At 45.1% G+C, this 25066-nt stretch carries 18 protein-coding genes, 1 tRNA gene and 1 other annotated feature; of the genes, 17 read left to right on the top strand and 2 right to left on the bottom strand.

What is annotated here, in order from left to right; genetic code table 11:
• Window positions 1-323 precede the first annotated feature (323 nt).
• The 14 genes from ASD24_RS18390 (at window position 324) to zapA (ending at window position 20119) form a co-directional block, all read left to right on the top strand.
• Window positions 324-863, top strand: coding sequence for a peroxiredoxin (locus tag ASD24_RS18390; RefSeq protein ID WP_056698644.1), 540 nt, complete (start codon window positions 324-326; stop codon window positions 861-863).
• Window positions 864-1220: 357 nt separating this feature from the next.
• Window positions 1221-1637 (top strand): hypothetical protein, encoded by a 417-nt coding sequence (locus ASD24_RS18385; protein WP_024628323.1) that lies wholly within the window; start codon window positions 1221-1223, stop codon window positions 1635-1637.
• Window positions 1638-2282: 645 nt separating this feature from the next.
• Window positions 2283-3386 (top strand): PAS domain-containing sensor histidine kinase, encoded by a 1104-nt coding sequence (locus tag ASD24_RS18375; protein WP_056698637.1) that lies wholly within the window; start codon window positions 2283-2285, stop codon window positions 3384-3386.
• A 136-nt stretch (window positions 3387-3522) separates the two neighbouring features.
• Complete coding sequence (locus ASD24_RS18370; protein WP_056698634.1) at window positions 3523-4491, top strand: AAA family ATPase; 969 nt, start codon at window positions 3523-3525, stop codon at window positions 4489-4491.
• A gap of 2 nt (window positions 4492-4493) precedes the next feature.
• Window positions 4494-5609 (top strand): DUF58 domain-containing protein, encoded by a 1116-nt coding sequence (locus ASD24_RS18365; protein ID WP_056698633.1) that lies wholly within the window; start codon window positions 4494-4496, stop codon window positions 5607-5609.
• Entirely contained in the window at window positions 5606-6901 is a 1296-nt protein-coding gene (locus tag ASD24_RS18360) for a hypothetical protein (RefSeq protein ID WP_056698630.1), read from the top strand. Before ASD24_RS18365 ends, ASD24_RS18360 begins: the two co-directional genes overlap by 4 nt.
• A 92-nt stretch (window positions 6902-6993) precedes the next feature.
• Window positions 6994-7950 (top strand): aldolase catalytic domain-containing protein, encoded by a 957-nt coding sequence (locus ASD24_RS18355; RefSeq protein ID WP_056698628.1) that lies wholly within the window; start codon window positions 6994-6996, stop codon window positions 7948-7950.
• A gap of 333 nt (window positions 7951-8283) precedes the next feature.
• Window positions 8284-10413, top strand: coding sequence for a bifunctional diguanylate cyclase/phosphodiesterase (locus ASD24_RS18350; protein WP_056698625.1), 2130 nt, complete (start codon window positions 8284-8286; stop codon window positions 10411-10413).
• Between the two features lie 213 nt (window positions 10414-10626).
• Window positions 10627-10697, top strand: a tRNA-Gly gene (locus ASD24_RS18345).
• A gap of 307 nt (window positions 10698-11004) precedes the next feature.
• Complete coding sequence (locus tag ASD24_RS31065) at window positions 11005-11223, top strand: hypothetical protein (protein WP_235540657.1); 219 nt, start codon at window positions 11005-11007, stop codon at window positions 11221-11223.
• Window positions 11198-13087: a ribosomal protection-like ABC-F family protein gene (gene abc-f, locus ASD24_RS18340; protein WP_056698622.1), complete on the top strand. Its 1890-nt coding sequence runs from the start codon at window positions 11198-11200 to the stop codon at window positions 13085-13087. Before ASD24_RS31065 ends, abc-f begins: the two co-directional genes overlap by 26 nt.
• A 260-nt stretch (window positions 13088-13347) precedes the next feature.
• Window positions 13348-13614: a binding site (T-box leader), on the top strand.
• Between the two features lie 57 nt (window positions 13615-13671).
• Window positions 13672-14706 (top strand): phenylalanine--tRNA ligase subunit alpha, encoded by a 1035-nt coding sequence (gene pheS / locus ASD24_RS18335; RefSeq protein ID WP_056698620.1) that lies wholly within the window; start codon window positions 13672-13674, stop codon window positions 14704-14706.
• A 99-nt stretch (window positions 14707-14805) separates the two neighbouring features.
• Complete coding sequence (gene pheT / locus ASD24_RS18330; protein ID WP_056698618.1) at window positions 14806-17259, top strand: phenylalanine--tRNA ligase subunit beta; 2454 nt, start codon at window positions 14806-14808, stop codon at window positions 17257-17259.
• A 139-nt stretch (window positions 17260-17398) separates the two neighbouring features.
• Window positions 17399-20119, top strand: a complete 2721-nt coding sequence (zapA, locus tag ASD24_RS18325; protein ID WP_056698616.1) for a cell division protein ZapA — start codon at window positions 17399-17401, stop codon at window positions 20117-20119.
• Window positions 20120-20261: 142 nt separating this feature from the next.
• Here zapA and ASD24_RS18320 read toward each other — a convergent pair whose 3' ends face one another.
• Both ASD24_RS18320 and ASD24_RS18315 read right to left on the bottom strand, forming a co-directional pair.
• The gene (locus ASD24_RS18320) at window positions 20262-20693 is read right to left on the bottom strand and encodes a cytochrome C oxidase subunit II (protein ID WP_327205246.1); all 432 of its coding nucleotides are present in this window, start codon (window positions 20691-20693) and stop codon (window positions 20262-20264) included.
• Window positions 20694-20877: 184 nt separating this feature from the next.
• The gene (locus ASD24_RS18315; RefSeq protein ID WP_056698612.1) at window positions 20878-21243 is read right to left on the bottom strand and encodes a phage holin family protein; all 366 of its coding nucleotides are present in this window, start codon (window positions 21241-21243) and stop codon (window positions 20878-20880) included.
• A gap of 189 nt (window positions 21244-21432) precedes the next feature.
• On the opposite strand from ASD24_RS18315, the gene ASD24_RS18310 reads away from it, so the two are divergent.
• From ASD24_RS18310 to ASD24_RS18300, 3 genes are all read left to right on the top strand, one after another.
• Window positions 21433-23802, top strand: a complete 2370-nt coding sequence (locus tag ASD24_RS18310) for an endonuclease MutS2 (RefSeq protein WP_056698610.1) — start codon at window positions 21433-21435, stop codon at window positions 23800-23802.
• 77 nt (window positions 23803-23879) lie between these two features.
• Window positions 23880-24299 carry a DUF350 domain-containing protein gene (locus ASD24_RS18305; protein ID WP_235540655.1) on the top strand — a complete coding sequence of 140 codons (420 nt, stop codon included), beginning with the start codon at window positions 23880-23882 and terminating at the stop codon, window positions 24297-24299.
• A 126-nt stretch (window positions 24300-24425) separates the two neighbouring features.
• A complete protein-coding gene (locus ASD24_RS18300; RefSeq protein WP_056698604.1) occupies window positions 24426-24989 on the top strand; it encodes a hypothetical protein in 564 nt (187 codons plus the stop codon).
• Window positions 24990-25066 lie beyond the last annotated feature (77 nt).

Raw genomic sequence — 25066 nt, 5'->3', positions numbered from 1 at the left:
CTCCTATTATGGAAGATACAGAGGGCTGTTCCTGTATGAGGTTGTTCAAAAAGTCCACTTTTGATTACGAAGGGTGCCTGACGACATCCGCTCTTTTTGAACATGAGTATGATGATTTTGGCACGAAAAATCCTTATTTATAATTATTATAAAAAAATAATGTTTATAATCTTGACTTTGAGAAGTCCGGATGATAACATTTTACTTGTACTTGTTATCAAGTATCAAATCTATTTAATGACAGGAGAGACGCTTGCGTTTCTACCTGATGATGAGCAATCCATATGGATGCTTACATAATCCCAAAGGAGGAATTTTTAGTTATGGCAGAACGTTTGGTTGGTAGACCAGCACCAGATTTCGCAATGGAAACAGTATCAGGAGACGGACAAGATTTCGGTTCCGTGAAACTGTCTGATTACCGTGGCAAATGGCTTGTATTCTTCTTTTATCCTTTGGACTTCACATTTGTGTGCCCAACTGAAATTACAGCTTTGAGCGTTGCTGCAGAGCAATTCAAAGCTTTGGATACTGAAATCCTTGGCGTGAGCGTGGACTCTGTACACAGCCACAAAGCTTGGATCAACACACCTGTAGACAGCAATGGTCTGGGTCAATTGAACTTCCCGCTCGCTTCTGATATCACGAAGCAAGTGGCTAAAGATTACGGCGTTCTGATCGAAGAAGAAGGCGTTGCATTGCGCGGCTTGTTCATCATCGATCCAGAAGGCGAATTGAAATACCAAGTAGTTAACCACAATGATGTAGGTCGTAGTGTTGAAGAAACACTTCGTGTACTGCAAGCACTGCAATCCGGCGGATTGTGTGCAATGAACTGGAAACCAGGCGACACGAACCTGTAAGCCAGTTAACTTGAACGCGTCAGGTTCAAGCCCTCATCCCACACGGGATTGAGGGCTTTTTGCACCCTTTTTCTCGGATTGAAAAAGGAGTTGTCCAAAGATGTTTAGATTCGTATGGAAACGTGTTAATGATGTATTATAAGAATGATAGTATTTTATCCTCGTGAAAGAGGAATTGAAGGGCATAAAGGCGAATAGGGTATGGAAACCCGGTAAATTATCCGGTATGATTGCTCTCAGATAATGAAGCATATGAAATCCGTTGGAACTATTCCCTTTTCGGTAAGTGCTACAGGTGTACGGGATGTGATTTGCACACTTTTGAATCCCGACACGTAATAAGGAGGGTGAACAAAAATGAGTTACTGTTGTGGGGCAAGTATGGTGGGAACTAAGGGCACGCTGAAGCATTACCGCACCCAGGTTCATAATGTTCCCCTGCTGTTTTGTCCGGTATGTCATCGGGTCGAGGTACATTACAAAGTCGAAAATGAATATGAAATTCTTGCTGAGTATGCACATGGAGATGGTGCTTCAGAGATTGATTTTCAAGACTATGTCACAGAAGACGAAGATGCTATCTTTGAAAATTGTGTAAACCGCGAAAGCGAAGATGCTATGGTCATTGTGCAACGCCAGATTGATATGTCGCTCGATCTGCTTCGACTTGCGAAGGAAATGAAGGATGAGAAATGGGAAAGTGAGCTCAAGCGTCGATTAGCCGTGATGAGCCAGCGCAGACTCAAAATCCAGCATAATAAAAGTGGCTTATAGATCTTTTTGACGCATATGCTATCGCTTGAAATCCGTGACATGTTGGATCAGATTGATGCCGAAAAGCCGCTGCGAATCCAATAGAGATTTTTCGAACGACGTCTATAAGAAATATAAGAAAAAAGTCTATCGTCGTACCTTCACAGAAGACGGACTGCATGTAGTTGTAGTTTTTCTTGCGATGATCGAATGGTTCAGCTCCGCTGAAAACTTATACATTCTAATAACTTAAAATAAACGAAGCTTTTTCGCTATGCTTGCGAATCAGCTTCGTTTTTGTGTATTCAAACTTAGCAATTTCGAGGTTTTTCTTAAAAAAATTTCCATTCGACACTTTCTCCGATTGACTCCATTCTATAAACTTGTCTATGATAAAAACAGACTTGCAAAAGAGGCGGAGCAAAAAGTGTTCGTGTATGGGAATAGGACAAGGTCAGAATGGAACATACGTATATCGTTTTCCGGATCGATTGTTGGTTACGGAGATAAACCAGCTTGGGTTCCGGACGCACCATCCATATTTTCGGCTCAGCCCCCTAACGAAAGGGCTCCGGTAAGAGAATTTAAATCGGCCCTTCCTGTTTCTGTGATGATATGATGTCCGAATGGCAAGTTTATCATTTACGTGAAAAGGAGGAACCTGACGTGATTAGTGAAATTCAGGATACAGTCCCTCAATTAACGAATGGTTTTCCGCCTGTACCCCTGGATAACAACAAGTATGAGAATGTCCTGGAGCACCTGGATAGCGGTATTATGTTGTTTGACAGCAATGGTGTGTTGACGTTTATTAACGTACAGATGGCAAAATTGTTGGAGCTCCCGCGGAGCCTGCTCAACGGATGCACACTCATGCAAATGATGCATCTTCCCCAGATGAGCCGATTCAAGAAAAAGAAAATTTTACGTATTTATCGGGAAACCATATTCCATCGTAAGCGATATCATGAACTGATTGATGAGTATGGCAGGCACTGGCTGGTCACGGTTACCTATGGAGATCAGATGGATGGGGATTTTCTGTTCAGTGTTAAGGATGTGTCCGACTACAAACAAATCGAACAGACGGCCTATCAAAATGACAAGCTTGCGATGTTGGGGAGAATTTCTGCATCGATCGCTCATGAGATTCGTAATCCACTGACAGCCATTCGGGGATTCATCCAGCTGCTACGCCCGCACTTGTTGCAATTAGGGAAGGACGAGTACGCCAGAATCATTCTAACTGAAATCGATCGAGCCAACGATATTATCTACGAATTTCTGAATTCCTCCAAACCGTCAGCGCCCCAGAAAACCATCATATCTGTGGACTCTTTGCTCAAAGAGGTGGTCTTGCTGACTGAAAGCGAAGGCTTGATGAAGGGGTGCGAGATTACCCTGGATGAAGCAGAATTGCCATTGAATGTTTCGATCGATGTGAAACAGATTAAACAGGTTATTTTGAATATGGTCAAAAATGCAATGGATGCAATTGAAGATGTAGGAGAAGAACATCCTGGCTTAATTCGAATATCCACCAGCACGGAAAATAAATTTGTTCAGATCTCTATCGTGGATAACGGTCATGGAATGGATCATAATACGCTTGTACGTTTGTTCGATCCATTCTTTACCACAAAAGAAAGCGGCACAGGACTTGGGCTATCTGTCAGTTATCGCATTATTAAGAATCATGGAGGCACGATCTCTGTGGATAGCAAAAAAGGGGAGGGCACACAGTTTAAAATTATGCTGCCCCTTGTGTAACTTTAAAGGTGAAAACAACGAACAGGAATTGGTCAATTAGCCGATTCCTGTTGTTTTTTGTTAAACTAAATAGGGTTATAGTTAAAATGAATGCGAATACATAAATGTAGTTTATGGAAGGAAAGGTGAATTGCGAATGGATATTCAAGGAATGGAGCAGATGAACAAACAACTGTTGAATCATGTGGGTCAGGTGATTGTAGGGAAAGAGAACACGATGGAGCTGGTGTTAACAGCCATTATTGCCTCAGGTCATGTCTTACTTGAAGATGTACCAGGTACAGGTAAAACAATGCTAGCCAAGTCAGTTGCGGCTTCGCTTGATTGTACATTCCAACGCATCCAGTTCACACCGGACTTGTTACCGTCGGATCTCACAGGTATTCATTTCTTTAACCAGAAAACAGGGGATTTCGAGTTCAGACCAGGTCCACTGTTTGCTAACCTTGTACTTGCGGACGAGATCAATCGTGCTACGCCGCGAACCCAGTCCAGCTTATTGGAGTGTATGGAGGAACGGCAGATCAGTATTGATGGTTCCACAAGACAGCTTGAACACCCGTTTATAGTCATCGCGACGCAAAATCCGATTGATAACCAAGGAACATTTCCTCTGCCAGAAGCGCAAATGGATCGGTTTATGATGAAGATTCGTATGGGCTACCCTACCGAAGGTGAGAGTGTAGAGATTTTGAGACGTACTGTTGCAAGTCGTTCCGTCGCTGATCTATCGAGCATTATAACGCGTGAGCAGCTACTTGAAGCTCAACAGACCTATAAGTCTGTACAGATCGATGAGGATCTGCTGACGTATATCATCCAGCTCATAGAAGAAACTCGCAAGCATCCAGAGCTGTCCTTAGGAGTTAGTCCTCGAGGAGCGCAGGCTCTCCTTAAGGCGAGCCAAGCATGGGCTGCTTTGCATGGCAGAGATTATGTTCTACCAGACGACATTAAAGGCTTAGCAGAGCCAGTACTTGCACATCGCTTGGTGTTCCGTAATCGAATGCGCCAGCAGGAAGGAATGGCAGAGCGAATCATTCAGGATATTCTGAATAACGTTCAAGTACCGACGGAGAACATGACTGCTGGCAGTGGGCGATAATTATGGATTTGCTATGGTTAGTCGTTGTTGGCGGCATTGTTATAGGTATACATGGCTTGTGGTTTGGGCGCTCTGCATTACGTAAGCTCACGTATTCAAGGCAGTTTAGTAAGTCACGCTGTTATGCTGGCGATGAGCTTGAGATGGTAGAGACCATAGCTAATGAGAAACGTGTGTCTGTACCTTGGCTTCGGCTTGAAGCCATGCTACCAGGATCATTTGTTTTCCGTACCGGTTCAGGTATGGCGATTAGTCAAGGTGAGATCTATCAGAATCATAAGAGTATCTTTACTTTGAAACCGTTTACCCGTATTACACGCAAGCATCCTCTGGTGTGCAGTCGCCGTGGGATATATACGATGCAGAGCATTACAATGACAGGTGGGGATCTTTTTGGAGTATGGCGTACCTCCAAGCTTATTCCCATGCATCTTTCCATGATTGTGTACCCCTCCTTGATTCGGCCTGAGGATCTACCGGCTATTTATCAAGTATGGCAGGGAGAGGTAGAGGTGTCCCGCTGGATTGTGGAGGATCCTTTTCTGATCCTAGGTGTACGTCCGTATGGTGCGGGTGACCCCATGAATCGAATACACTGGAAAGCTAGTGCACGTACAGGGGAATTGCAGGTGTATAAGCAGGGCTGGACAGCAGATCCGCAATCATGGATTGTAGTCAATATTCAGGAATCCGCAGACATGTGGAGTGTGGTGACTAAGCCCGAGACGATCGAGCAAGCTCTTCGTTATGCTGCAACCGCAGTTGTGGATGCCATTGGGCGTGGTCTACCTGCAGGTTTTGCCCATAATGGTTATCGAATAAGCGGCGGACATGAGCCATTAAGGATCGAACCAGACTATGGTAGCCCTCATTTGGAGTTATTGCTGGAAGCGATGGCTGAGATTGAATTGAAATGTATGGTACCCATGGAGCAGTTCTTGCGTGATGAGGTATTGTGGAATGAAGAAGCACAGCAGGTGAGAAGTTATCTATTGATTACAACGTATGTGTCTCCTGCCATGGAGAATGAAATTTCACGTTTGCATGAACAAGGACATCGTGTAACTATTCTTCCTGTAGAGCAAGTGACAACGAGTAACAAGGCGGTGAGTGCATGAATGATTCCGTCTCATCGAAGGGTAAGTTAGGGCTTTCGTGTGTTGCAACTCTGTTAATCGGTATCTATATCTATCCCATCTTGACACTCACCTCACTTTACGCGACGGGATCGTTACCTTATACGCTAATGTTCTACTATATTATTACTGCAGGATTAGCGGTACTCGTTCAGTATCGGCTTCCTCGCTTGGGGAGTCATGCATTCTCCCGTTTGGGTGTAGTTATTATACTAGGTGCACTTATATTTCTAATGACTAACCTTACGTTATCTCTTCCATGGCTTGAACTATACACAGTTGGCGTGTGGGGGATGATCTCTGCTTATATCGGACTTACCTCAGGTCCATATCTCCGTTCCACCGCGACGTTGAGGTTGCAGCTTGTAGGGGTGTCTAGTTCCATTCTGCTGAGCGTGGCTTCGAGTTGGGGTGAACCGTTTCATTTGTTGCAGCCGTATGTGACAAGTCTATATGTATCAGGCGTAATTTGCTTCGCCGGTTGGATGATAACCTTGTATAGTTCACAAATGGATCGAGCCATACTAAATGATAGCAAAAGAAGGATGGTTCTACGGGAATTTGCGAGAGCTAATCGCCAGCGTTTAATGTGGATTTTAATTACAATCGGGCTTATTGGAGCATTTCCCAGCCTTGCTGCTTGGTTAGGTCCTTTGCGTGATCGCTTACTTGCTTGGATAAGAGGTTTATTGAACACTTCTGGGCAGGAAATACCTATACCGCCAGCGGAACCCATGAATACACCCATGTTGCCTGAACAGACGACAGAAGGAAACTCAGAGCCCTCTATACTGTGGGATATTCTTGGCTGGGTGGTTCTCATTGCCGTGATCTTGGTCATTCTATGGTTTATGATGAGATGGGGGCAAGGTGCACTGCACAGACTTATGGAGCGTTTGAAGGGCATGATGAACTCCAAAGACAAGAAGATGACTCCACCAACGGAGTATATGGATATTAGTGAGACACTTGCAGCTCCGACTAGGGTTCGAAAGCCTTGGTTCCGCAAGAAAGAACCTCTCCCTACGCAGGACAGAGATCGAATTCGTTTTTACTACCGAAAATGGATTAACAGCGCTACGCGTAGTGGGGTTCATATTGAAGGTTCACAGACACCTTTAGAAACAGGTGAGATTGTTCAACGTGAGGGATCGAAACAAGAGGATAAAAGGTTATCTACGATATTGCCGGATGCGTATAATGCTGTGCGTTATGGAAAGAAAGCGCCCGATAATACTAAAATGAATGAATTGGATCAAATATGGAAGTCCTAGTTACAGAATAGCACGTTTATCCCTTTACTTTTCTTGTCACGTTCAAGTATCATGAGAGGAATACACAAGTTGGTCAGAAAAGGAGCAGACAAATGAAGACAAATCATTGCAAAATTGTAGATTGTACGATCCGGGATGGCGGGTTGGTTAATAACTGGGACTTTAGCGTGGACTTTGTTCAACAGCTCTATGCTGGATTGAATGAAGCAGGCGTTGATTATATGGAAATTGGATATAAAAACTCTCCTAAACTGCTGAAGGGTGCCGAAGATGCAGGCCCTTGGCGTTTTCTGAATGATGACTTCCTACGCAAGGTTATTCCGCAAAAAGGGAACACCAAACTGTCTGCACTCGTAGACGTTGGCCGTGTGGACGAAAATGACATTTTGCCACGCAGCGAAAGCATGCTGGATCTGATCCGTGTGGCTTGCTACAGCAAAGATGTGGACAAAGCGCTTGCGCTGGTTCAAACGTTCCATGATCGTGGTTACGAAACGACACTTAACATTATGGCTTTGTCTAATGTCATGGAGAATGAACTGCTGGAAGCATTCGAAATGATCAAAGACAGCTCTGTAGACGTTGTTTACATTGTAGATTCCTACGGAAGCTTGGATCATAATGACGTGAAGTACCTTGTAGAGAAATTCAAAACACATCTTCCAAACAAACGTCTTGGCGTGCACACTCACAATAACATGCAGCTTGCATTCTCCAATTCACTTGTAGCGGCAGAGCTTGGTGTGGAATTATTGGATGCTTCGGTGTACGGTATGGGTCGTGCTGCAGGGAACTGTCCAACGGAATTGTTGGTTGCTCACCTGAAGGGAACTAAATACAACTTGCGTCCTGTACTGGGTGTATTGGAGCAATTGATGGTGCCTCTTCGTGAGAAAGAAGAGTGGGGTTACATCCTGCCATACATGATTACAGGTACATTGGACGAGCATCCTCGCTCTGCAATGGCACTTCGGTCTTCCGAAGATAAAGATAAGGTTGTTGATTTCTATGACAAACTGACAACACCAGAAGTGAATTTTGATAAGTAAGCATAAACATGCATAAATGCATAAAAAACAGTCCAATGGACTGTTGCTAAACTCACAAAAACACGTTCTCTCTATGGAGAGCGTGTTTTTTTAGTTCTAAGTACCTTGTTTCTCGATGAGTCATGAATAATTATTCCTATATACGATTATTTTTTTGTTCACGTCTGCGGATATAAATGTTATTATGTACCAGACAGCATGTTGAAGCATGTAATTTGAACGTTGGTAAAATAAATAAATGTCGAATGATGTAACTTTTGAAAATTTCAGAAAGACCATCACAGATGAGGAAACGTTATTCAGGATAGGTGACCCCGGGAAGGAAAAGTATGCATGAAGGTTAAACTGCAAGATCAGAGAAAAGTAGTTATTTTGGCCCTGGTATGTGGCTTATTGCTTTACATTGTTAGTCAATGGTTTCGTTCCTCTACAAGCTCTGATCTGATCATATCAGGTTATCCGGTTTTAATGCTTTTGAGTGGTTTTGCTGCAGCGGCAGCATGTATTGGGATTTACAATCAAAGCCTCTTGTTCCAAACGCCCAAATTAACCCTACGCAGGGTTTTACTGACCACCTTATTTTTGTTAGTGGGTCTGTTTCAACTGGTTCATATCGTTCTATTTGCCGAAGAAATTCCGAATGGTGCGATGATTGAATCGGAGCTTTCGTTGAAAATGATGACACTCGGATCAGTAATCTGTGCGGTAGGATTATTGTTCATTTATACAGTGAGCGAAAAGGAAATTGCATTACCACGCAAATTCTTGCTGTTTAGTGGAACACTTGGCGGATTTGTTATTCTGTACACTTTGGGAATTCAAAATTGGAGCGGATTACCTAAACTGCTTGAAGAAGATATGCTCAGCTATACATTTACGCAGTTTCACTTTTTGGTAGGCGTCTTATATGGCGTATCCGCTATCGTTTTATTTTATAAGTGGAAGAAAAATAAAGATGGAGACCTTCCTTATATTCTGTATGGAACGCTGAGTTTTCTATTTGCCGAATGTTACTGGGTTTCTGCAACAATGGTTAATGATATCAACCTGTTAATGGGTTTGTTGAGTAATTGTATTGGGTACTATTTCATTCAAAAAGGGTTATACACCTCTGTGGTCGATACACCGTTCCTCAAACAGCAGGCTGCTGAAGCGCGGATGAATTACATTGCCCATCATGAAGATGTGACCGGACTTCCTAACCGCCGACGTCTCTCTCAGAGACTGAAAGCGATGATGGACGAAGCGGTAGTCCAGGAACAGCTTGTAGGGGTATTGGTGCTTAATATCAATCGCTTCAAAACCATTAATGATTCACTTGGTCAACAGGCAGCCAATCGAGTTCTACATCAGGTAGGACAACGTTTGAAGCACTCCTCTCTGCCTTGTGAAGAAGTATTTGGTCTGGGAAGAGACGAATTCGTCATTGCTATGACGGATTTCTATACAACGGATACGGCTTTGCGCCGTACAAGATCCATTTTGCAACTTTTCGAAAAACCGGTCATGGTTGATGGCAATGAATATCATCTTACATTAGGGATTGGTATGGCTATCTTCCCTCATGATGGTGAGTCACCTGAGGAGATCATTCAGAATGCAGACACGGCGCTGCATAATGCGAAGGAACAGGGGCTGGAGTTGAATCGTTACGCTCATGCCATGCAGATGAAGGCTCAAGAGCGTCTTCAACTGGAGAACGACCTGCGTAAAGCGCTAGATCGTGGACAGTTCTATCTAATGTACCAACCACAAGTAAACCTTGCGAGTGGACTTGTCGTAGGTATGGAGGCACTAGTACGCTGGCAGCATCCGCAGAGAGGGTCGATATCCCCTGCAGAATTTATTCCACTTGCGGAAGAGAGCGGCTTAATTGTTCCGTTGGGTGAATGGGTGCTACGTCAGGCATGTAAACAAAATAAAATCTGGCAAGAAGCGGGTTATCGTAAATTATGTGTATCCGTGAACCTGTCGATGAGACAGTTTAGACACTCCCATTTGCTGGACAATATTAGTGGAATACTTAATGAAACGGGTCTGGAGCCAGCGTGGCTTGAACTTGAAATTACAGAAAGTATGACATTTGATAAAGATCGTGCATTTGAGCAGTTACGCAAAATTAAAGAGATTGGTGTTCATATCAGTATTGATGACTTTGGCACAGGATATAGCTCTCTTCACTATCTGAAGGATTTGCCAATTGACCGACTCAAAATTGATCGTTCTTTCGTGAATGAAGTGATGGAGGATCGCAACAATGCAGCGATTGTATCCACAATTACATCGATGGCGCACCATCTACAGTTGAAGGTTACAGCTGAAGGGGTAGAGAATGAGGAACAGCTCGTATTTCTACGTGATCAGCATTGTCATGAAGCGCAGGGATACTTTTTCAGCAAACCAATCTTGCCATCGGATTTCGAGACGAAGTTTCTACGAGATGTTGATAAACCAGCAGGATAAAACACAGAGAGGACAGGAGCGTTCAGGCGCTTCTGTCTTTTTTTTGGATGTAAATGATTCGTTGAACGGAAATAAGAGTTGCACATCATTGTTGCTTCATGCTATATTATTATTGTAAAATTATTGTTAATTGCTTAACATATTTAAGGATATTTTCCTTAGATCGTTTATACGACTGATATATCATCAGAACATTGGTTTGAAACTGATCATGCGGGTGTAGTTCAATGGTAGAACTTTAGCCTTCCAAGCTAATAGCGTGGGTTCGATTCCCATCACCCGCTTAACCGAATGCTTAAAACCCTTGCTGTATAGCAAGGGTTTTTTTGCGGGTTCAGTTCCGATTAGGATCTGGAGAATGATCACGATGCTACCTTTGATTTTTTACCAACATCTGTTACAATAACAGAGAAATTGATACTACACATGAATGAGAGGTAACCATACGTCCCATGAAGTAAGACACATGAACTGAACCCAAGTTAACTGCAGACGTTTATTGATGACGCAGTCAGCCAGTCCGGCTGAGCAATGAGGGGATCCGTGTGTCCAAATTCAGCAATGGGATCAAGTGTAGTGCAAGTAGGCTAGATGGCCATACCCGATGTGTGGGTTTATTTGCTTATACTTGGGGATATCTTTTGCCTGTTTTGTGATGCTTTTTCCAATCCTGAATTGCCCAACCGCCGGCTGATGCCAGCGGTTTTTTTGTTAGGAAATAAGGTGATTGCATTTCCTACAATGACCGCACAACCTATTTTGGAAGCGGGAAGGATGAGGCCTCATGATGACATTGGTGCGCTTACATGAAGTATCTAAGGAATGGAACGGAATAGAATTGTTTACAGGATTGCAGCTGGAAATTAATGAAGGGGAGAGACTGGCGATCCTGGGACCTAACGGTTGTGGCAAAACGACTTTGCTGCGCATGATTATAGGGGAAGAAGAGGGCGGAGGAAGGATCGAGCGTGCTATACCAGAGCGGAACTGGGGATTTATGCGCCAACGCTCTCAGATCGAACCTGGGATGAAGGTGCTGGATGCAGTCCGTCAGGAGAGTGGGCAAATTTACGAGGTCAAGCGTAAGCTCGCGGAACTGGAAGGACGTTTAAGTTCGTGCGGTGCCGGAGAAGAACAGCAATGGATGGAAGCCTACACGGTAGCGATGGAAGAATACGAGCAATTGAACGGTTATATGTGGGAGACTGAGGTTGAGAAGGTCTTAACACGGCTTGGATTAACGTCTGAGCATTGGAGCAGACCCTATGGTTCTTTGAGTGGTGGACAAAAGACAAAAGCTAGGCTTGCTGGATTATTGGTCAGTAAACCGAAGTTTCTCATTCTGGATGAGCCAACGAACCACTTGGACGAAGAAAGCATGCGCTGGTTAGAGGGCTGGCTATCCGCTTATACAGGCACACTCTTGTTTGTGTCACATGACCGAACGTTTATTGATGAAGTGGCAACAGGGGTCATTGAGTTTAACTCAGACAAACTCGTCAAATACAAGGGTGGGTACACCGCATACAAAGGCCATAAAGAACGGGAATTACGGGAGCAGGAGGCTCTGTACCGTAAACAAGAATTAGAGAAGAAGGCATTAGAAGAGACAATTCGCAACTATCAACAGTGGTTTCATAAAGCGCATAATTCAGCAACCGACGTTGAGGTCAAAATCACCCAGAGCTTTTACAAAGCCAAGGCAAACAAGAACATCTCTCGTTACCATGCCAAGCAAAAGCAACTTGAACGGTTGGAGAACGAGCGCGTGGATAAACCGCGAGAGGCTACTCGGTTAAACATGGACCTGAATATGAATTCTCTCGGTGCACGCCAGCTCCTAAGATTGAATCAGGTTGAGTTTGCTTATCCTGTAGGGAATCCTCTATTTCATGGATTGAACGTTGCAGTGGAACGAGGAGATCGTCTGGCTGTACGTGGCCCCAACGGTACGGGGAAGACGACATTGCTTAAACTGATGATCGGACAGCTTGATCCGGTAAAAGGGGATGTGACAAGGAATCCCGGGCTGAAGATCGGTTACTTTTCGCAAGAACTCGAAGGACTTCCAGAAGAGCAGACATTGCTGGACAGCTTGCTTAGCCTGCCTTCCATGACACAGAGTGCGGCACGTACGATTTTGGGATGTTTCCTCTTTTCTAGAGAAGATGTATTCAAGCGAATTGGGGATTTGAGTATGGGAGAGAAGTGTAGAGTGGCTTTCTTGCGGCTGTATTTCGGAGGAGCTAACCTGCTTGTGCTAGACGAACCAACCAACTATCTCGACATTGATACCCAGGAAGTTATGGAAAGTGTATTAAAACAGGCTTCTGGTGCATTCGTTTTAGTCTCACATGATCGAATGTTAACCAAAGTGCTTGCCAATCGGTTACTTGACCTCAAATCAGATGGTACGGCGATTTACTTCGAAGGTGGGGTAGAAGACTGGGAACAATCCCATGTTCTAAGAGAATCGGCATTACAGAACAGAGATTCTGATGATGAACGATTGCGTCTGGAGATGCGACTGTCTGAGTTGTTATCTCCAATGAATAGTGCTACAAGAGATAGCGAGGATCAGACGAAGCAAGAACCGGAAGAGGAACGAGCGAAGGAAGCTGCGGAAATTCAGCGTATTAAGCAGCGGCTGGGGCAACTGTATCAATCGAATTGATCTGTACGTATGAAACGCCAAGATGTTATCTTTTGAAGTATTCCTGACTAAAGGGTGAAGAGTCTAGGTATAACAGCGACCTTTAAGCTTGTTCCGTTGTCAGAATGGTAAGCCCATATTGTCACATATTCGACTGATATCGAAGCATAACGGTTGCTATTTCATTCGATATTGAATATAATAATGAACGATCATCAACAGCTTGCCTCGAAGAGAGGCTGTACGTACTTGAAGGTTGTTGATATAGGTTTTTCTAACATGTAAACGCAATGATGGAGATAAGTAAGCAGTGCCTCTGTACAGGGAGGAAGCGCCGTAGATTGAGAGCGTTTCTGTAGAACAAGGCTGCCGAAATTCACTCCGAAGCGGTTCCCTGAACTTGATGATGCACGTTGTGCTGCGACAGTAGGGGTAAACGGTTAACGGTCGTTATTCCGTACAAAGTGAGACAGACGTATTGCAATCCAGTAGCTTCAAGCAATATCGCTGTCTAACAAGGGTGGTACCACGGTCTTTTCGTCCCTTTTGGGGAGAAAAGGCCTTTTTTTGTTGCAAATTACACCATAAAAAGGGGGCATTTACACATGAAAGAACGTTTAGAGGCATTGAAGATCGAAGCGTTGGAACAGTTGTCTGGCGTGAACGATCCACAGACGCTGGGTGATCTGCGTGTAAAGTATTTAGGGAAAAAGGGTGCATTGACTGAGATTTTGCGCGGTATGGGTGCATTAAGTGCAGAGGAACGTCCAGTCATTGGGCAGGTTGCGAATGATGTACGTAGTGCGATTGAGGAAGTCATCGACAGCAAGCAAATTCAGTTCCAAAAGGAAGAGACAGCGAAGCGTCTGCAATCAGAGAAAATTGACGTCACTCTTCCAGGACGTCGCGGACGTCAAGGTGGATTACACCCTCTGACTAAAGTGGTGCAGGAGATTGAAGATATTTTCATCGGAATGGGTTACCGTGTAGCAGAAGGACCCGAGGTAGAGATGGACTATTACAACTTCGAGGCTTTGAATCTGCCTAAGAATCACCCAGCACGTGATATGCAAGACTCCTTCTACGTTACAGAAGACTTGCTGATGCGTACTCATACATCGCCTGTTCAGGTGCGGACGATGCAGAGCATGAAGGGTGAGGTTCCTGTCAAAGTCATCTGCCCAGGTAAGGTGTACCGCCGAGATGATGATGATGCAACGCATTCCTTCCAATTCAATCAAGTCGAAGGTCTCGTAATTAGCGAGAACATTCGTATGAGCGATCTGAAGGGAACACTGCTGCAATTCGTACGTGAAATGTTCGGTGCTCACACCGAAATTCGTCTGCGCCCAAGCTTCTTCCCATTCACTGAGCCAAGTGCCGAGGTGGATGTAACGTGTGTACAATGCGGCGGCAGCGGCTGTCGTGTATGTAAACAAACAGGATGGCTTGAAATTCTTGGCGGTGGTATGGTTCACCCGAAAGTATTAGAAATGGGTGGTTACGATCCTGAGAAGTATAGCGGATTCGCGTTTGGTATGGGTGTTGAGCGTATTGCCATGCTGAAGTATGGCATCGACGATATCCGTCATTTCTATAACAGTGATATGGCATTCCTCAAGCAATTCGGACGGCTATAATCTTAAAAGTATATGCGGCATATGAAGAATTCAATGAAGATGGGCGTACCGAGCATTGAGCGCCAAACACTAATTTATAGATAAAGGAAGTGAACGTCCATGAGAGTATCGACAGATTGGCTGTCTGATTATATTTCCCTAGAAGGTGCGACGCCACAGGAATTGGCTGAGAAGATCACCCGGGCGGGTATTGAGATTGATGTAGTAGAGAACCGGAATCAGGGCGTAAATAAAGTTGTTGTAGGTTACGTAAAGAGCAAGGAAAAGCACCCGGATGCGGACAAATTAAACGTATGTATTATTGATGCAGGACAAGAAGAAGACCTACAGATCGTATGTGGCGCGAAAAATGTGGATGCAGGCCAAAAAGTAGCTGTAGCTCTTGTTGGCGCGAAGCTTCCTGGTGGGTTTGATATCAAAAAGGCGAAGCTGCGCGGTGTAGTTTCCCTTGGTATGATCTGCTCGGCAAAAGAGCTGGGCATGAACGACAAGTTGCTTCCTAAGGATCAGCAGGAAGGTATTCTCGTGTTACCAGAGCAAACGGAAATCGGAACACCAATCAGCCAGGTACTTGGATTGGATGATCATGTGCTTGAATTGGATCTGACCCCGAACCGTTCTGACTGTCTGAGTATGCGTGGTGCAGCTTATGAAGTAGGCGCGATTCTGGGACGTGAAGTAAACTTACCAGATCCGAAGCAACAGCTCGTTGAGATTGGCGATGCTGCTGCGAATCATATCTCCGTTGAAATTACAGCTACAGAGCAATGCGCTCATTACGCGGCTCGTTATATTACAGGCATTAAGCTGGGAGCTTCCCCGCTCTGGATGCAGAACCGACTGATGGCAGCGGGTGTTCGACCAATCAACAATATCGTTGATATCACGAACTACGTCATGCTGGAATATGGTCAACCGTTGCACGCCTTCGATGCGGATAAGCTGGAGAAGGGTCATATTGACGTGCAGATGGCGAAGGAAGGCGAAAGCATCGTAACGCTTGATGGTCAAGAGCGTAAGCTTGAGCCACATATGTTGATCATTACGGATGGTGTGAAACCAGTAGCCATTGCTGGGGTAATGGGTGGCGAGAATTCCGAAGTGTCGGAAGGAACGGTTAATCTGTTGCTGGAGTCCGCTAAGTTCGACGGCGGATCAGTTCGGAAAACGTCGCGCCAACTGGGGCTGCGTTCCGAAGCAAGCATGCGTTTTGAAAAAGAAGTTGATCCAGGTGCAGTAATTACAGCCCTAGACCGTGCTGCTGAGCTAATCCAGCGTTATGCTGAAGGTGAGGTTCATCAAGGTACGGTAGAAGCTGGTGCAGTTGCAGCAGAGAAACGGATCGTACAATTGTCTCTCGATAGACTTAATCGTTATCTGGGAACAGATCTGTCCTTGCTTGAGGTCAAAACGATCTTTGCTCGGTTGCATTTCGCTTGTGGCGACGCTGAACAGGGTTTACTTGATGTTGAGGTTCCGACGCGTAGAGGGGACATCACACTAGATGTTGATTTGTTCGAGGAAGTTGCTCGTCTGTACGGATATGACAATATTCCTACGACACTTATTGAAGGACCAACGACACCAGGTGCATACACTCGTTCCCAAGCAATGCGCCGCACCATTCGTGGCGTGCTTGCAGGTAGCGGCTGGCAGGAAATGATCAGTTATTCCTTCGTACACCCAGATAAAACGTCCCTATTCCCTGCACTTACAGGTGATAGTAAGTATGTGAAGCTGGCGATGCCGATGAGTGAAGACCGTAGCGTGCTTCGCACAAGCGTGTTGCCACAGATGCTGGATGCAACAGTATACAATATGAATCGGAAACAGGATTCACTTGCAGTATTTGAAGTTGGCAGTGTTTTCTTCACTGAGGAAGAGCAGTTGACTAAGCAGCCTCATGAAATTCCAGTTCTTAGCTTGCTGATTACTGGAAATCGTGCAACTACGCAGTGGAATGTAGGGGCAGAGAAAGTGGACTTCTTCGACCTGAAAGGTGCACTTGAGAACCTGTTTGCTTACCTCGGTCTAGAGCAACGTATTCGCTTGGTAGCGAACAGCCCTGAAGGATTCCACCCAGGCCGTTCTGCTTCAGTATACTTGGATGGGAAAAATGGAGAAGAAGGCAAGCTGATCGGTACGATGGGTCAATTGCATCCAGAACTGCAACAACAATATGATCTGAATGATGTATATATCGCTGAGATCGGACTTGAAGCTATCTACAGTGAAGCTGATGCGGATATCCGTTATCGTGAGCTTCCGCGTTTCCCGGCAGTGGAGCGTGACATTGCTGTCGTGGTAAACAAAGATATTGAAGCCGGTGACATGATAAAAGCCATTCGTGAATCAGCAGGTGAACTGCTACAGACGGTACAGGTATTCGATGTGTTCACAGGCAGCAAGCTGGGTGAAGATAAGAAGAGTGTAGCCATGGCACTGGTCTATCGCAATCGTGAGCGCACGCTTACTGATGAGGAAATTACCGAGGTGCATGCTCGCGTAGTTGCTCGTCTAGAGGAGCAATTCGCAGCTGAATTGCGTAAATAGAACAGAAGTCAATTTTTTGAACAAAGATTAGCAGGAATTGTTTGAAGTCACATCGAATCCTTAGCATATAGAGGATCGATGTGACTTTTTTGGTTATACAGCTTAGAATCAACATACAGACTTGAAGGAGGGCACAACTGTGACTACACCTGATCGTACACGCGTCACCGTAGATATCTACGGGACTTCCTATAAACTGGTTGGCAGCAGTGCCGACTATATGAAACAAGTAGCTAATTTGGTGGATGAGCGTATGAACGCTATCTCCAAACATCACTCTCGCTTAGATACACCGCGCATTGCGGTGTTAGCAGCAGTACATATGGCTGAGCAATCTCTTCAAACCCAGGAAATCCGGAATGAATTGAAAATGCTAACAGGTGAACGTACTGAACTTCGAAATGAAGTGAATCGTTTGAGCAAGATACAGAGCGAACATCAACAGGAGCTTGATCGCCGTGATCAAGCATTGGCTGAAGCGACCAAACTCAAAACTGAGGCTGAACAGGCCATGGCGAAGCTACGTGAGGAACAACAGGCTGAAATAGCCAAATTGAATTCCGCTCTGGAGAATGAGCGCGCACAAGCAGCGGCGAAAGAGCAGAAGCTCCAAGCTCAAACCTCAGCTCAATTGAAAGAGAAGGAAGAGAAGACGTTAGCTCGCCTGAAAGAAGCGGAAGACAAGGCAGCGAGTCAGCTTAAGGCTGTTCAGGCACAGGCTGCAACTCAACTGAAAGAGGCACAGGCAAGTGCCAGAACACAATTAGAGCAAGCCGAAGCTAAAGCAGCTGCCCAATATAAGGAGCTGCAAAATAAAGTGGCTGCTCAACTAAAAGAAGCAGAGAGCCGGGCTGTTGCTGAACGACAGCAGCTAGAAGTGCAGGCAGCGCAGCAAGTTCAGGCTGCTAAAGAACAAGCAGAGGCTGCGATCTTGTCAGAATTAGAGCAAGCGGAGACTCAGTTGAAACAAGCGAAGGACGAAGCTGAACTGAAGTACAACGCGTTGAAGTCTGAATTGGAACAGCGTATCCAGGAAGCAGAACAATCTGCTACAGATCAGGCGCTACAGCTTACTGAGAAGGCGAAGCAAGATCGGTTATTGTTGGAGCAACAGGCTGACGAGAAGCGTCTTGTAGAGATTGAGGAGCTGCAGGCTTCGTTCCGAGAGTCATCGGAACAGGCTGAATTGCAATGGATGGAGAAAGAGGCGGCTTACGAAGAGCAGCTGCAGCAAGAGAAGCAAGCTGCGACAGCTGAACTTGCGGAGGCTCGTGCAACTGCCGAGTCTAGATTACATGTAGAACAAGAGAAGCTACATCAGCAGTTGGAAGCTGAACGTGAACTCGCTGAATCTCGTCTGAAGGACGTGAGCACACAGCTTAGTAATGTGGCAGAGCAACTCCAACAAGCTCAAGAAGTCGTTGTGGATCAAGAACAACAACTTCACAGTGAGCGAGAGCAACTACGAACTTTACGTGAGGAACAAGAAGTGCGTAAACAGCAACAAGAAGCACACACACGGCGTATTACGGAGCTTGAGCATCAGCTTGAGCAATTGAAGAACGATCGTACCGAGCTTCAGGAACAGTTGCGTGAAACAGAATCGCTTCTGCAGCAAACTCTTGAAACCGAACAACAATGGAAAGAACAATACAACGAAACGATTGAGCGTGAATCTTCCCTTACAGCACAGCTTCGCAAAGTTCAGGAACAACAGGGCACGTTGGAACAGGAGATTCAGAAGCTTCGTGAATCCGAAGCGAAGTCGGAAGATGAGCAGCGCAGACTGCAAAAAGTGCTGGAGCAGGCTCATGCGGCTGTACGTACATTGCAGCATGAGATTAGCACATTGACGCAGAGTGAACAGTCATGGAAAGACCTTGCCGAGCAGCGTCGACTCGAAATGGAAGAGTTAGAAATGCAGGTCCTTGAAGCTGTTGAACAGAATGAGACGCTGGAAGCAGGTGTTCAGTCTCTACATGATGAGTTATCTGTAGTGAAGGATGAAGCAGAGCGTCATAAAGCAGCAGCAGAACGTTTCCAAAACCAAGTTGATGAATGGGAACAAGAGCGTCTTCAGCTTGATCGCGAGATGGGTGAACTTCGAGAGGAACTGAATAAGCTGCAAGAGAGTTATAAGCAGATCCGCCATGATTATGGAGATGCTCTCCAGCGCGAAGAGGACTACACTCGCAAGCTTGATGAGCTGGCTGTGGATAAGGATACACTTGAGAAGCAGCTGTCTACGACTCGCAATGAAGTACAGCAGTTATCTGCACGAATAGATGAGCAGGCAAGCTTGCTTGCGCAGACGGAGGAAGAAGCATTGGAATGGCAGATTAAGCACGAAGAACTAACTGCCAAACAAGCAGATTTGTCTTCACGTTTGCAGGCGCTAACCGATAGAGAAGAGCAACTTCAAGAGCAACTCCGTTCAAAAGCTGCAGAGTCGGAACAAAATGATCAAGTTTGGCAGCGACGTGCCGACGAGTGGGCAGCACAGGAGCAATCCTGGCAAGAGCGCTGGACTGCATTGGAGAATGAGATGAATGTCTGGCAGAAGGAAAGTGCTGCAAGTGCTGAGAAGGTTGAAGAGCTAGAACAAGAGCGCCAGCAATTAGATCAGCTACGTGCAGAGGCTACCTCTGAGAAACAAGCTCTGGAGCATGAACTGCTTGAGATCAGTGACCGCTATGAGCTTGCTGCGAATCAGCTTCGCTTGTTACAAGTGGAACGTGAAATGGAGCAAGAGAAGGCGGAGCAACTGAACACGGAGCATCGACAGTTGAAAGATGAATATACGAAGTTACAGACGGAGTATAACGAATGGATTGAATTGATTGAACAGGATCAGAATTAATCTCTGTGGATTTGGATATCATCCTGGCATTGAATTCTTATAGTGCATGCTCAAAAGCGGGCTTTTTGAACAACCTATTGTACAATTTGTTATAATGAAAGAAAGAGCTCCCAATGTTACGGGGGCTCCTTGTCTTGGTTATCTATTCTTCAACAATAATTTTGGAGATCATGCTACTGTGCCCGCTACCACAGAATACAGAACATGACATCTCAAATTCGCCGACTTGGTCAGGGACGATTACTTTTGAAGTATTTTGGATGTCTAGTTGCAGTTTAAGTTCAGGCACAAGCAAGCCGTGATTTCCATTTGAGTTTTCGTAAATAATGTTAACGGGAACCCCTTTTTTGAGGTGATACTCGGGTTTGTCGAACTCATAGTTGCTTGCCTTGATCACGAGTTCCTCACTTGCAGTAATTTCAGGATCAGCATCGCTGCCATTACTTGAGTTTCCTGATCCGCATGCTGCAAGAACCATGATCAACATACAAGCTACGAGCCAGGCTATACTTTTTTTCATCATGTGCCCCCTTATTGTAATAGATGAAATTTGAATGATTTCTTCAGTCATCATACCGCAAATTGAATACGCCTGTACATGTGGGCTATGTCGTTTTATTGAAAATTATTCAGATTATGATGTGGTGTAGGGGAAGACTTCATAAAAAATAAACCTCATCAGGCTGTGAAGCCATCAGAGGTCTACGGATGAGCTATGTTACTGATCTAACGTGTTTAGCCAGGGTATAGCCTTGATCTTACGAACGTTTGTTGGATTCACGCCCTGCTTCAAACGGTGTGGATACAGGGATGAACAAATCGATAATCCCGATAACCAGTGCGGCTAAAATGGCTCCAAGCAAGCTGACTTCAACGTGATCGACAACGTATTGACCTAACCAGATCACTAGTGCACTGACAATGAAGCCAACGATTCCACGGCCGAAGGGAGAGACCCTTTTACCAAAGACACCTTCAATGATCCAACCAAGAAGGGCAATGACCAGAGCTAGCATAAGGGCGCTCAAGAAACCACCAACGGCAAAACCAGGTACAATCCAACTGACGACCATTAGTACAATGGCTGCAATAATGAATCGTACAACATGTCCCAAGAAGTTCAACGTGTTTACCTCCTTATATTTCAGATCGGATTATGCATTGGGCATCCTGTTCGCTTGGGGACGTTGCAAAATCCTGACACCTGTAGTTTGTGGCTTAATGTCATAACTTATGTGTGGAAGGATTCGTTAAATAGCGTTAGAAAGTTTCTTTCGCTATAATACAGTTATAGTTTGGAAGGAGTTGTACACTTGGATACGAAAATTTTACACACATTGGAATACCGCAAAATTTTAAATACATTGCAAGGCTTTGCCCAAACGACAATGGGCAAGAAGAAAGCGGATACTCTGGAGCCGATTGGTGACCTAGAAGAAGTGAAAAGATTACTGCAGCAAACGGACGAAGCCTTTAAGTTTGATCGATTGAAGGGTTCGCCATCTTTCGGTGGCATTGTTGACATTACAGCCTCCATTAAACGTTCAGAAATTGGGGGCACCTTGAACCCACATGAACTTCTCGGGATTTCGAACACTACTCTTGCTTCACGCAGACTCAAAAGGCAAATTGCCACGCTTCATGAAGATGAAAAAGTGGAGTCGCTGTTCTTCATTAGTGATCAGTTATCGGAGCAAAAAGCACTAGAAGATGAAATTCGTAGCTGTATTGAAGATAATGCTGAAGTTTCTGATAGTGCGAGCGTCACGCTTGCACAGATTCGTCGCGAACTTCGGGGCGGCGAAGCTCGGATCAGGGAGAAGCTGGATTCCATGATCCGCTCATCAACGGTATCTAAAATGCTACAGGATCAGTTGATTACTATTCGTGGGGATCGCTTTGTAATCCCGGTAAAAGCAGAGTATCGTTCTTACTTCGGGGGGATTGTACACGATCAGTCGGGTTCAGGTGCGACTCTGTTTATTGAACCGGAATCAATTGTTGCAATGAATAACAAATTACGTGAGACTCGAATTCGGGAAGAGCGCGAAATTGAAGTTATTTTGCAGAAATTGACAGCCCTTGTCAGTGAGCAGGCAGAATGGCTGTTGGATGATGTCGATCTATTGGGGACGCTTGATTTCATCTTTGCGAAGTCACGTTTAGCGCGCGAACTGAAGGCAACCTTACCTCGGATGAATGATCGCGGCTTCATTAAGTTGAAGAAGGGGCGTCATCCGCTAATTGCCATTGAGAATGTTGTGCCTACGGATATTGAATTAGGCAATGATTATACATCGATTATTGTCACAGGGCCGAATACAGGTGGTAAAACAGTCACGTTAAAAACGATTGGTTTGCTCAGTCTAATGGCCATGTCTGGATTGTTTGTCCCTGCTGAAGATGGCAGTCAGCTCTGTGTATTTGATGCGATCTATGCCGATATTGGAGACGAACAGAGTATTGAACAGAACTTGAGTACGTTCTCCAGTCACATGACCAACATTATTCGAATTTTGAAAAACATGACCACGAAAAGCCTTGTTCTTCTCGATGAGCTTGGCGCGGGAACAGATCCGGCAGAAGGTTCCGCACTAGCGATTTCCATTCTGGAACATATGCATCAGACGGGTTGTCGTATGGTAGCTACAACGCATTATAGTGAGCTGAAGGCATACGCATATGAACGCAAAGGCGTTATCAATGCGAGTATGGAATTTGATGTGAATACATTAAGTCCAACCTATCGTTTGCTTGTTGGTGTTCCTGGTCGAAGTAATGCCTTTGCGATTGCGGAACGTCTTGGGCTTCCAACTAACATTCTGGATTATGCCCGTGGCGAGGTGAAGGAAGAGGATCAACGGGTGGAGAATATGATTGCTTCACTAGAAGAGAATCGACTGACTGCCGAGCAAGAGCGTGAGAAAGCGGAACATTTACGTGCAGACATGGAGAAGCTGCGTAGTCGACATCAATCCGAATTGGAGAAGCTGGAACAGCAGCGTGACCGCCGGATTGAGAAGGCAGAAGAAGATGCGCGCCTGATTGTGGACAAAGCTAGAGCAGAAGCAGAGAAAATTATTGCTGATCTGCGTCAGCTAGCTATGGAAGAAGGAGCATCGGTTAAGGAGCACAAGCTAATTGCTGCTCGTAAACAATTAGACGAAGCTGAACCGGAGAAACGGAAGAAGACCGTTAAACGCACGGCATCCGCTCCGAAGGCTCGTGCTATTGGCCCAGGCGATGAAGTATTAGTGTACAGCTTGAATCAGAAAGGTCATGTTGTTGAGATGTCTGGAAGCAAGGAAGCAGTGGTACAGCTTGGTATTATGAAGATGAAAGTATCACTGAATGATCTTGAGCTGAAGCAGTCTGCTTCAACGGTAGTGACACCCAAACAAAAACCTGTGACCGGAATGAAACGAACTCGTGATGATAATGTCAAGAGCGAGCTGGATCTGCGCGGTGCCAATCTGGAGGAGGCTCTGATGGAAACGGATCGTTTTATCGACGAAGCGTTCCTTGCGAATCTCGGTCAGGTATACATTATCCATGGTAAAGGAACAGGAATTTTACGTTCCGGTATTCAGGATTATCTGCGTAAGCATAGACATATTAAAAGTTATCGGCTGGGTAATTACGGGGAAGGCGGAAACGGTGTTACCGTAGCAGAACTGGAATAGCTAGCCCATGCCATGAATCATTGAATTTCCGCATTCTTGGTCAGCTTTGAATGCGGAAGCGGGAAGGGGAACCGTGCGTGAAAGGGACGATTGACCAATTGCTGTCCCATCCCTTGGGGATGGTGCTCGGTTTTTTTTCGGTAGCCATTATGGAGCTTCTCATTTTTCTCGCTTGCTTTGAACTGGTTACCAAGTACAAGTGCTGGGATGAGATTAAGAAGGGAAATATTGCGGTTGCTATGGCAACAGGTGGCAAAATTTTTGGCATATGTAACGTACTTCGTTTCTGTATTCAAGCCAAATCTTCAGTCTATGAAGCCATGACGTGGTCATTTCTAGGGTTTATTCTCCTGCTCGTTGCCTACTTTTTATTTGAATTTTTGACCCCGGTGTTTTCCATTGATAAAGAAATTGAAGCGGATAACCGGGCGGTTGGACTGATTTCCATGATTATCTCGGTCTCGCTATCCTTTGCTATTGGCGCGAGCATCATGTAGGAGGTCTTGCGGCATGAAACTGTTAATTCGAATTTTGTTTGCTGCATCCATTGTATTTTTCACTATTGGCGTCATTTATGTTATGAATACTTGATGGTTATACAGAAAGAGAAAGGTTGATTAGATATGGAAACAACAATTTGCCCTTGGTGTCACACGGAGATTGTATGGGATGAGGAGCTGGGACCTGAAGAAGAGTGCCCACACTGTCACAATGAACTAAACGGATATCGTACACTTAACATTAACATCGGAGACGAAGAGGAGATTGACAACGAAACGGACGTCTACGAGGAAGATGAGGTGCACGATAATCAAGGGACGGATATCTCTGATTTATGGGGCGACGAGGTAGAACTGAAACTACCTGAATTGCGCACACTAACTAAGTATGCGGATGAGGGGAATGATCTGATCCAATACGAAGAAGGTGTTGAGAAGCAACTCGATCATCAGGAAGAAGTCCCAGAATGCCCACACTGTCGTGAGTTCATGCTGTTAGCAGGTACTCAACAAGCAGACCAGGCGAACTTCACGTCTGTTCCGAATGGTGCTGCGGGAACGGGTGATTTGTTGTCACCTCCGTTCACAGTGCAGATGTATGTCTGCTCAGGATGTTTCCAAGTTCAATACAGTCTGTCAGAGGATGATCGTCTTCGTCTGATTCAGAATTTGAGTGCGAAGAAATAAATCATTTTATAAAGCTCGATCAAAATAAAATTTTATAGCCATGCCAAAGATTCATCATGTTTTCCTAGCGCTTGGGG

This window comes from Paenibacillus sp. Root52, assembly GCF_001426865.1.
GTDB lineage: Bacteria > Bacillota > Bacilli > Paenibacillales > Paenibacillaceae > Paenibacillus.
The sequence above is the reverse complement of the archived record's forward strand: the minus strand, read 5'-3'. Positions and strand labels throughout refer to the sequence as shown.

Excerpts from the sequence above, each read along its gene's own strand:
- ASD24_RS18390 (WP_056698644.1), top strand. The coding sequence starts at position 324 with ATGGCAGAACGTTTGGTTGGTAGACCAGCACCAGATTTCGCAATGGAA.
- ASD24_RS18385 (WP_024628323.1), top strand. The coding sequence starts at position 1,221 with ATGAGTTACTGTTGTGGGGCAAGTATGGTGGGAACTAAGGGCACGCTG.
- ASD24_RS18370 (WP_056698634.1), top strand. The coding sequence starts at position 3,523 with ATGGATATTCAAGGAATGGAGCAGATGAACAAACAACTGTTGAATCAT.
- ASD24_RS18365 (WP_056698633.1), top strand. The coding sequence starts at position 4,494 with ATGGATTTGCTATGGTTAGTCGTTGTTGGCGGCATTGTTATAGGTATA.
- ASD24_RS18360 (WP_056698630.1), top strand. The coding sequence starts at position 5,606 with ATGAATGATTCCGTCTCATCGAAGGGTAAGTTAGGGCTTTCGTGTGTT.
- ASD24_RS18355 (WP_056698628.1), top strand. The coding sequence starts at position 6,994 with ATGAAGACAAATCATTGCAAAATTGTAGATTGTACGATCCGGGATGGC.
- ASD24_RS18350 (WP_056698625.1), top strand. The coding sequence starts at position 8,284 with ATGAAGGTTAAACTGCAAGATCAGAGAAAAGTAGTTATTTTGGCCCTG.
- ASD24_RS31065 (WP_235540657.1), top strand. The coding sequence starts at position 11,005 with ATGGCCATACCCGATGTGTGGGTTTATTTGCTTATACTTGGGGATATC.
- abc-f (WP_056698622.1), top strand. The coding sequence starts at position 11,198 with ATGATGACATTGGTGCGCTTACATGAAGTATCTAAGGAATGGAACGGA.
- pheS (WP_056698620.1), top strand. The coding sequence starts at position 13,672 with ATGAAAGAACGTTTAGAGGCATTGAAGATCGAAGCGTTGGAACAGTTG.
- pheT (WP_056698618.1), top strand. The coding sequence starts at position 14,806 with ATGAGAGTATCGACAGATTGGCTGTCTGATTATATTTCCCTAGAAGGT.
- ASD24_RS18320 (WP_327205246.1), bottom strand. The coding sequence starts at position 20,693 with ATGATGACTGAAGAAATCATTCAAATTTCATCTATTACAATAAGGGGG.
- ASD24_RS18300 (WP_056698604.1), top strand. The coding sequence starts at position 24,426 with ATGGAAACAACAATTTGCCCTTGGTGTCACACGGAGATTGTATGGGAT.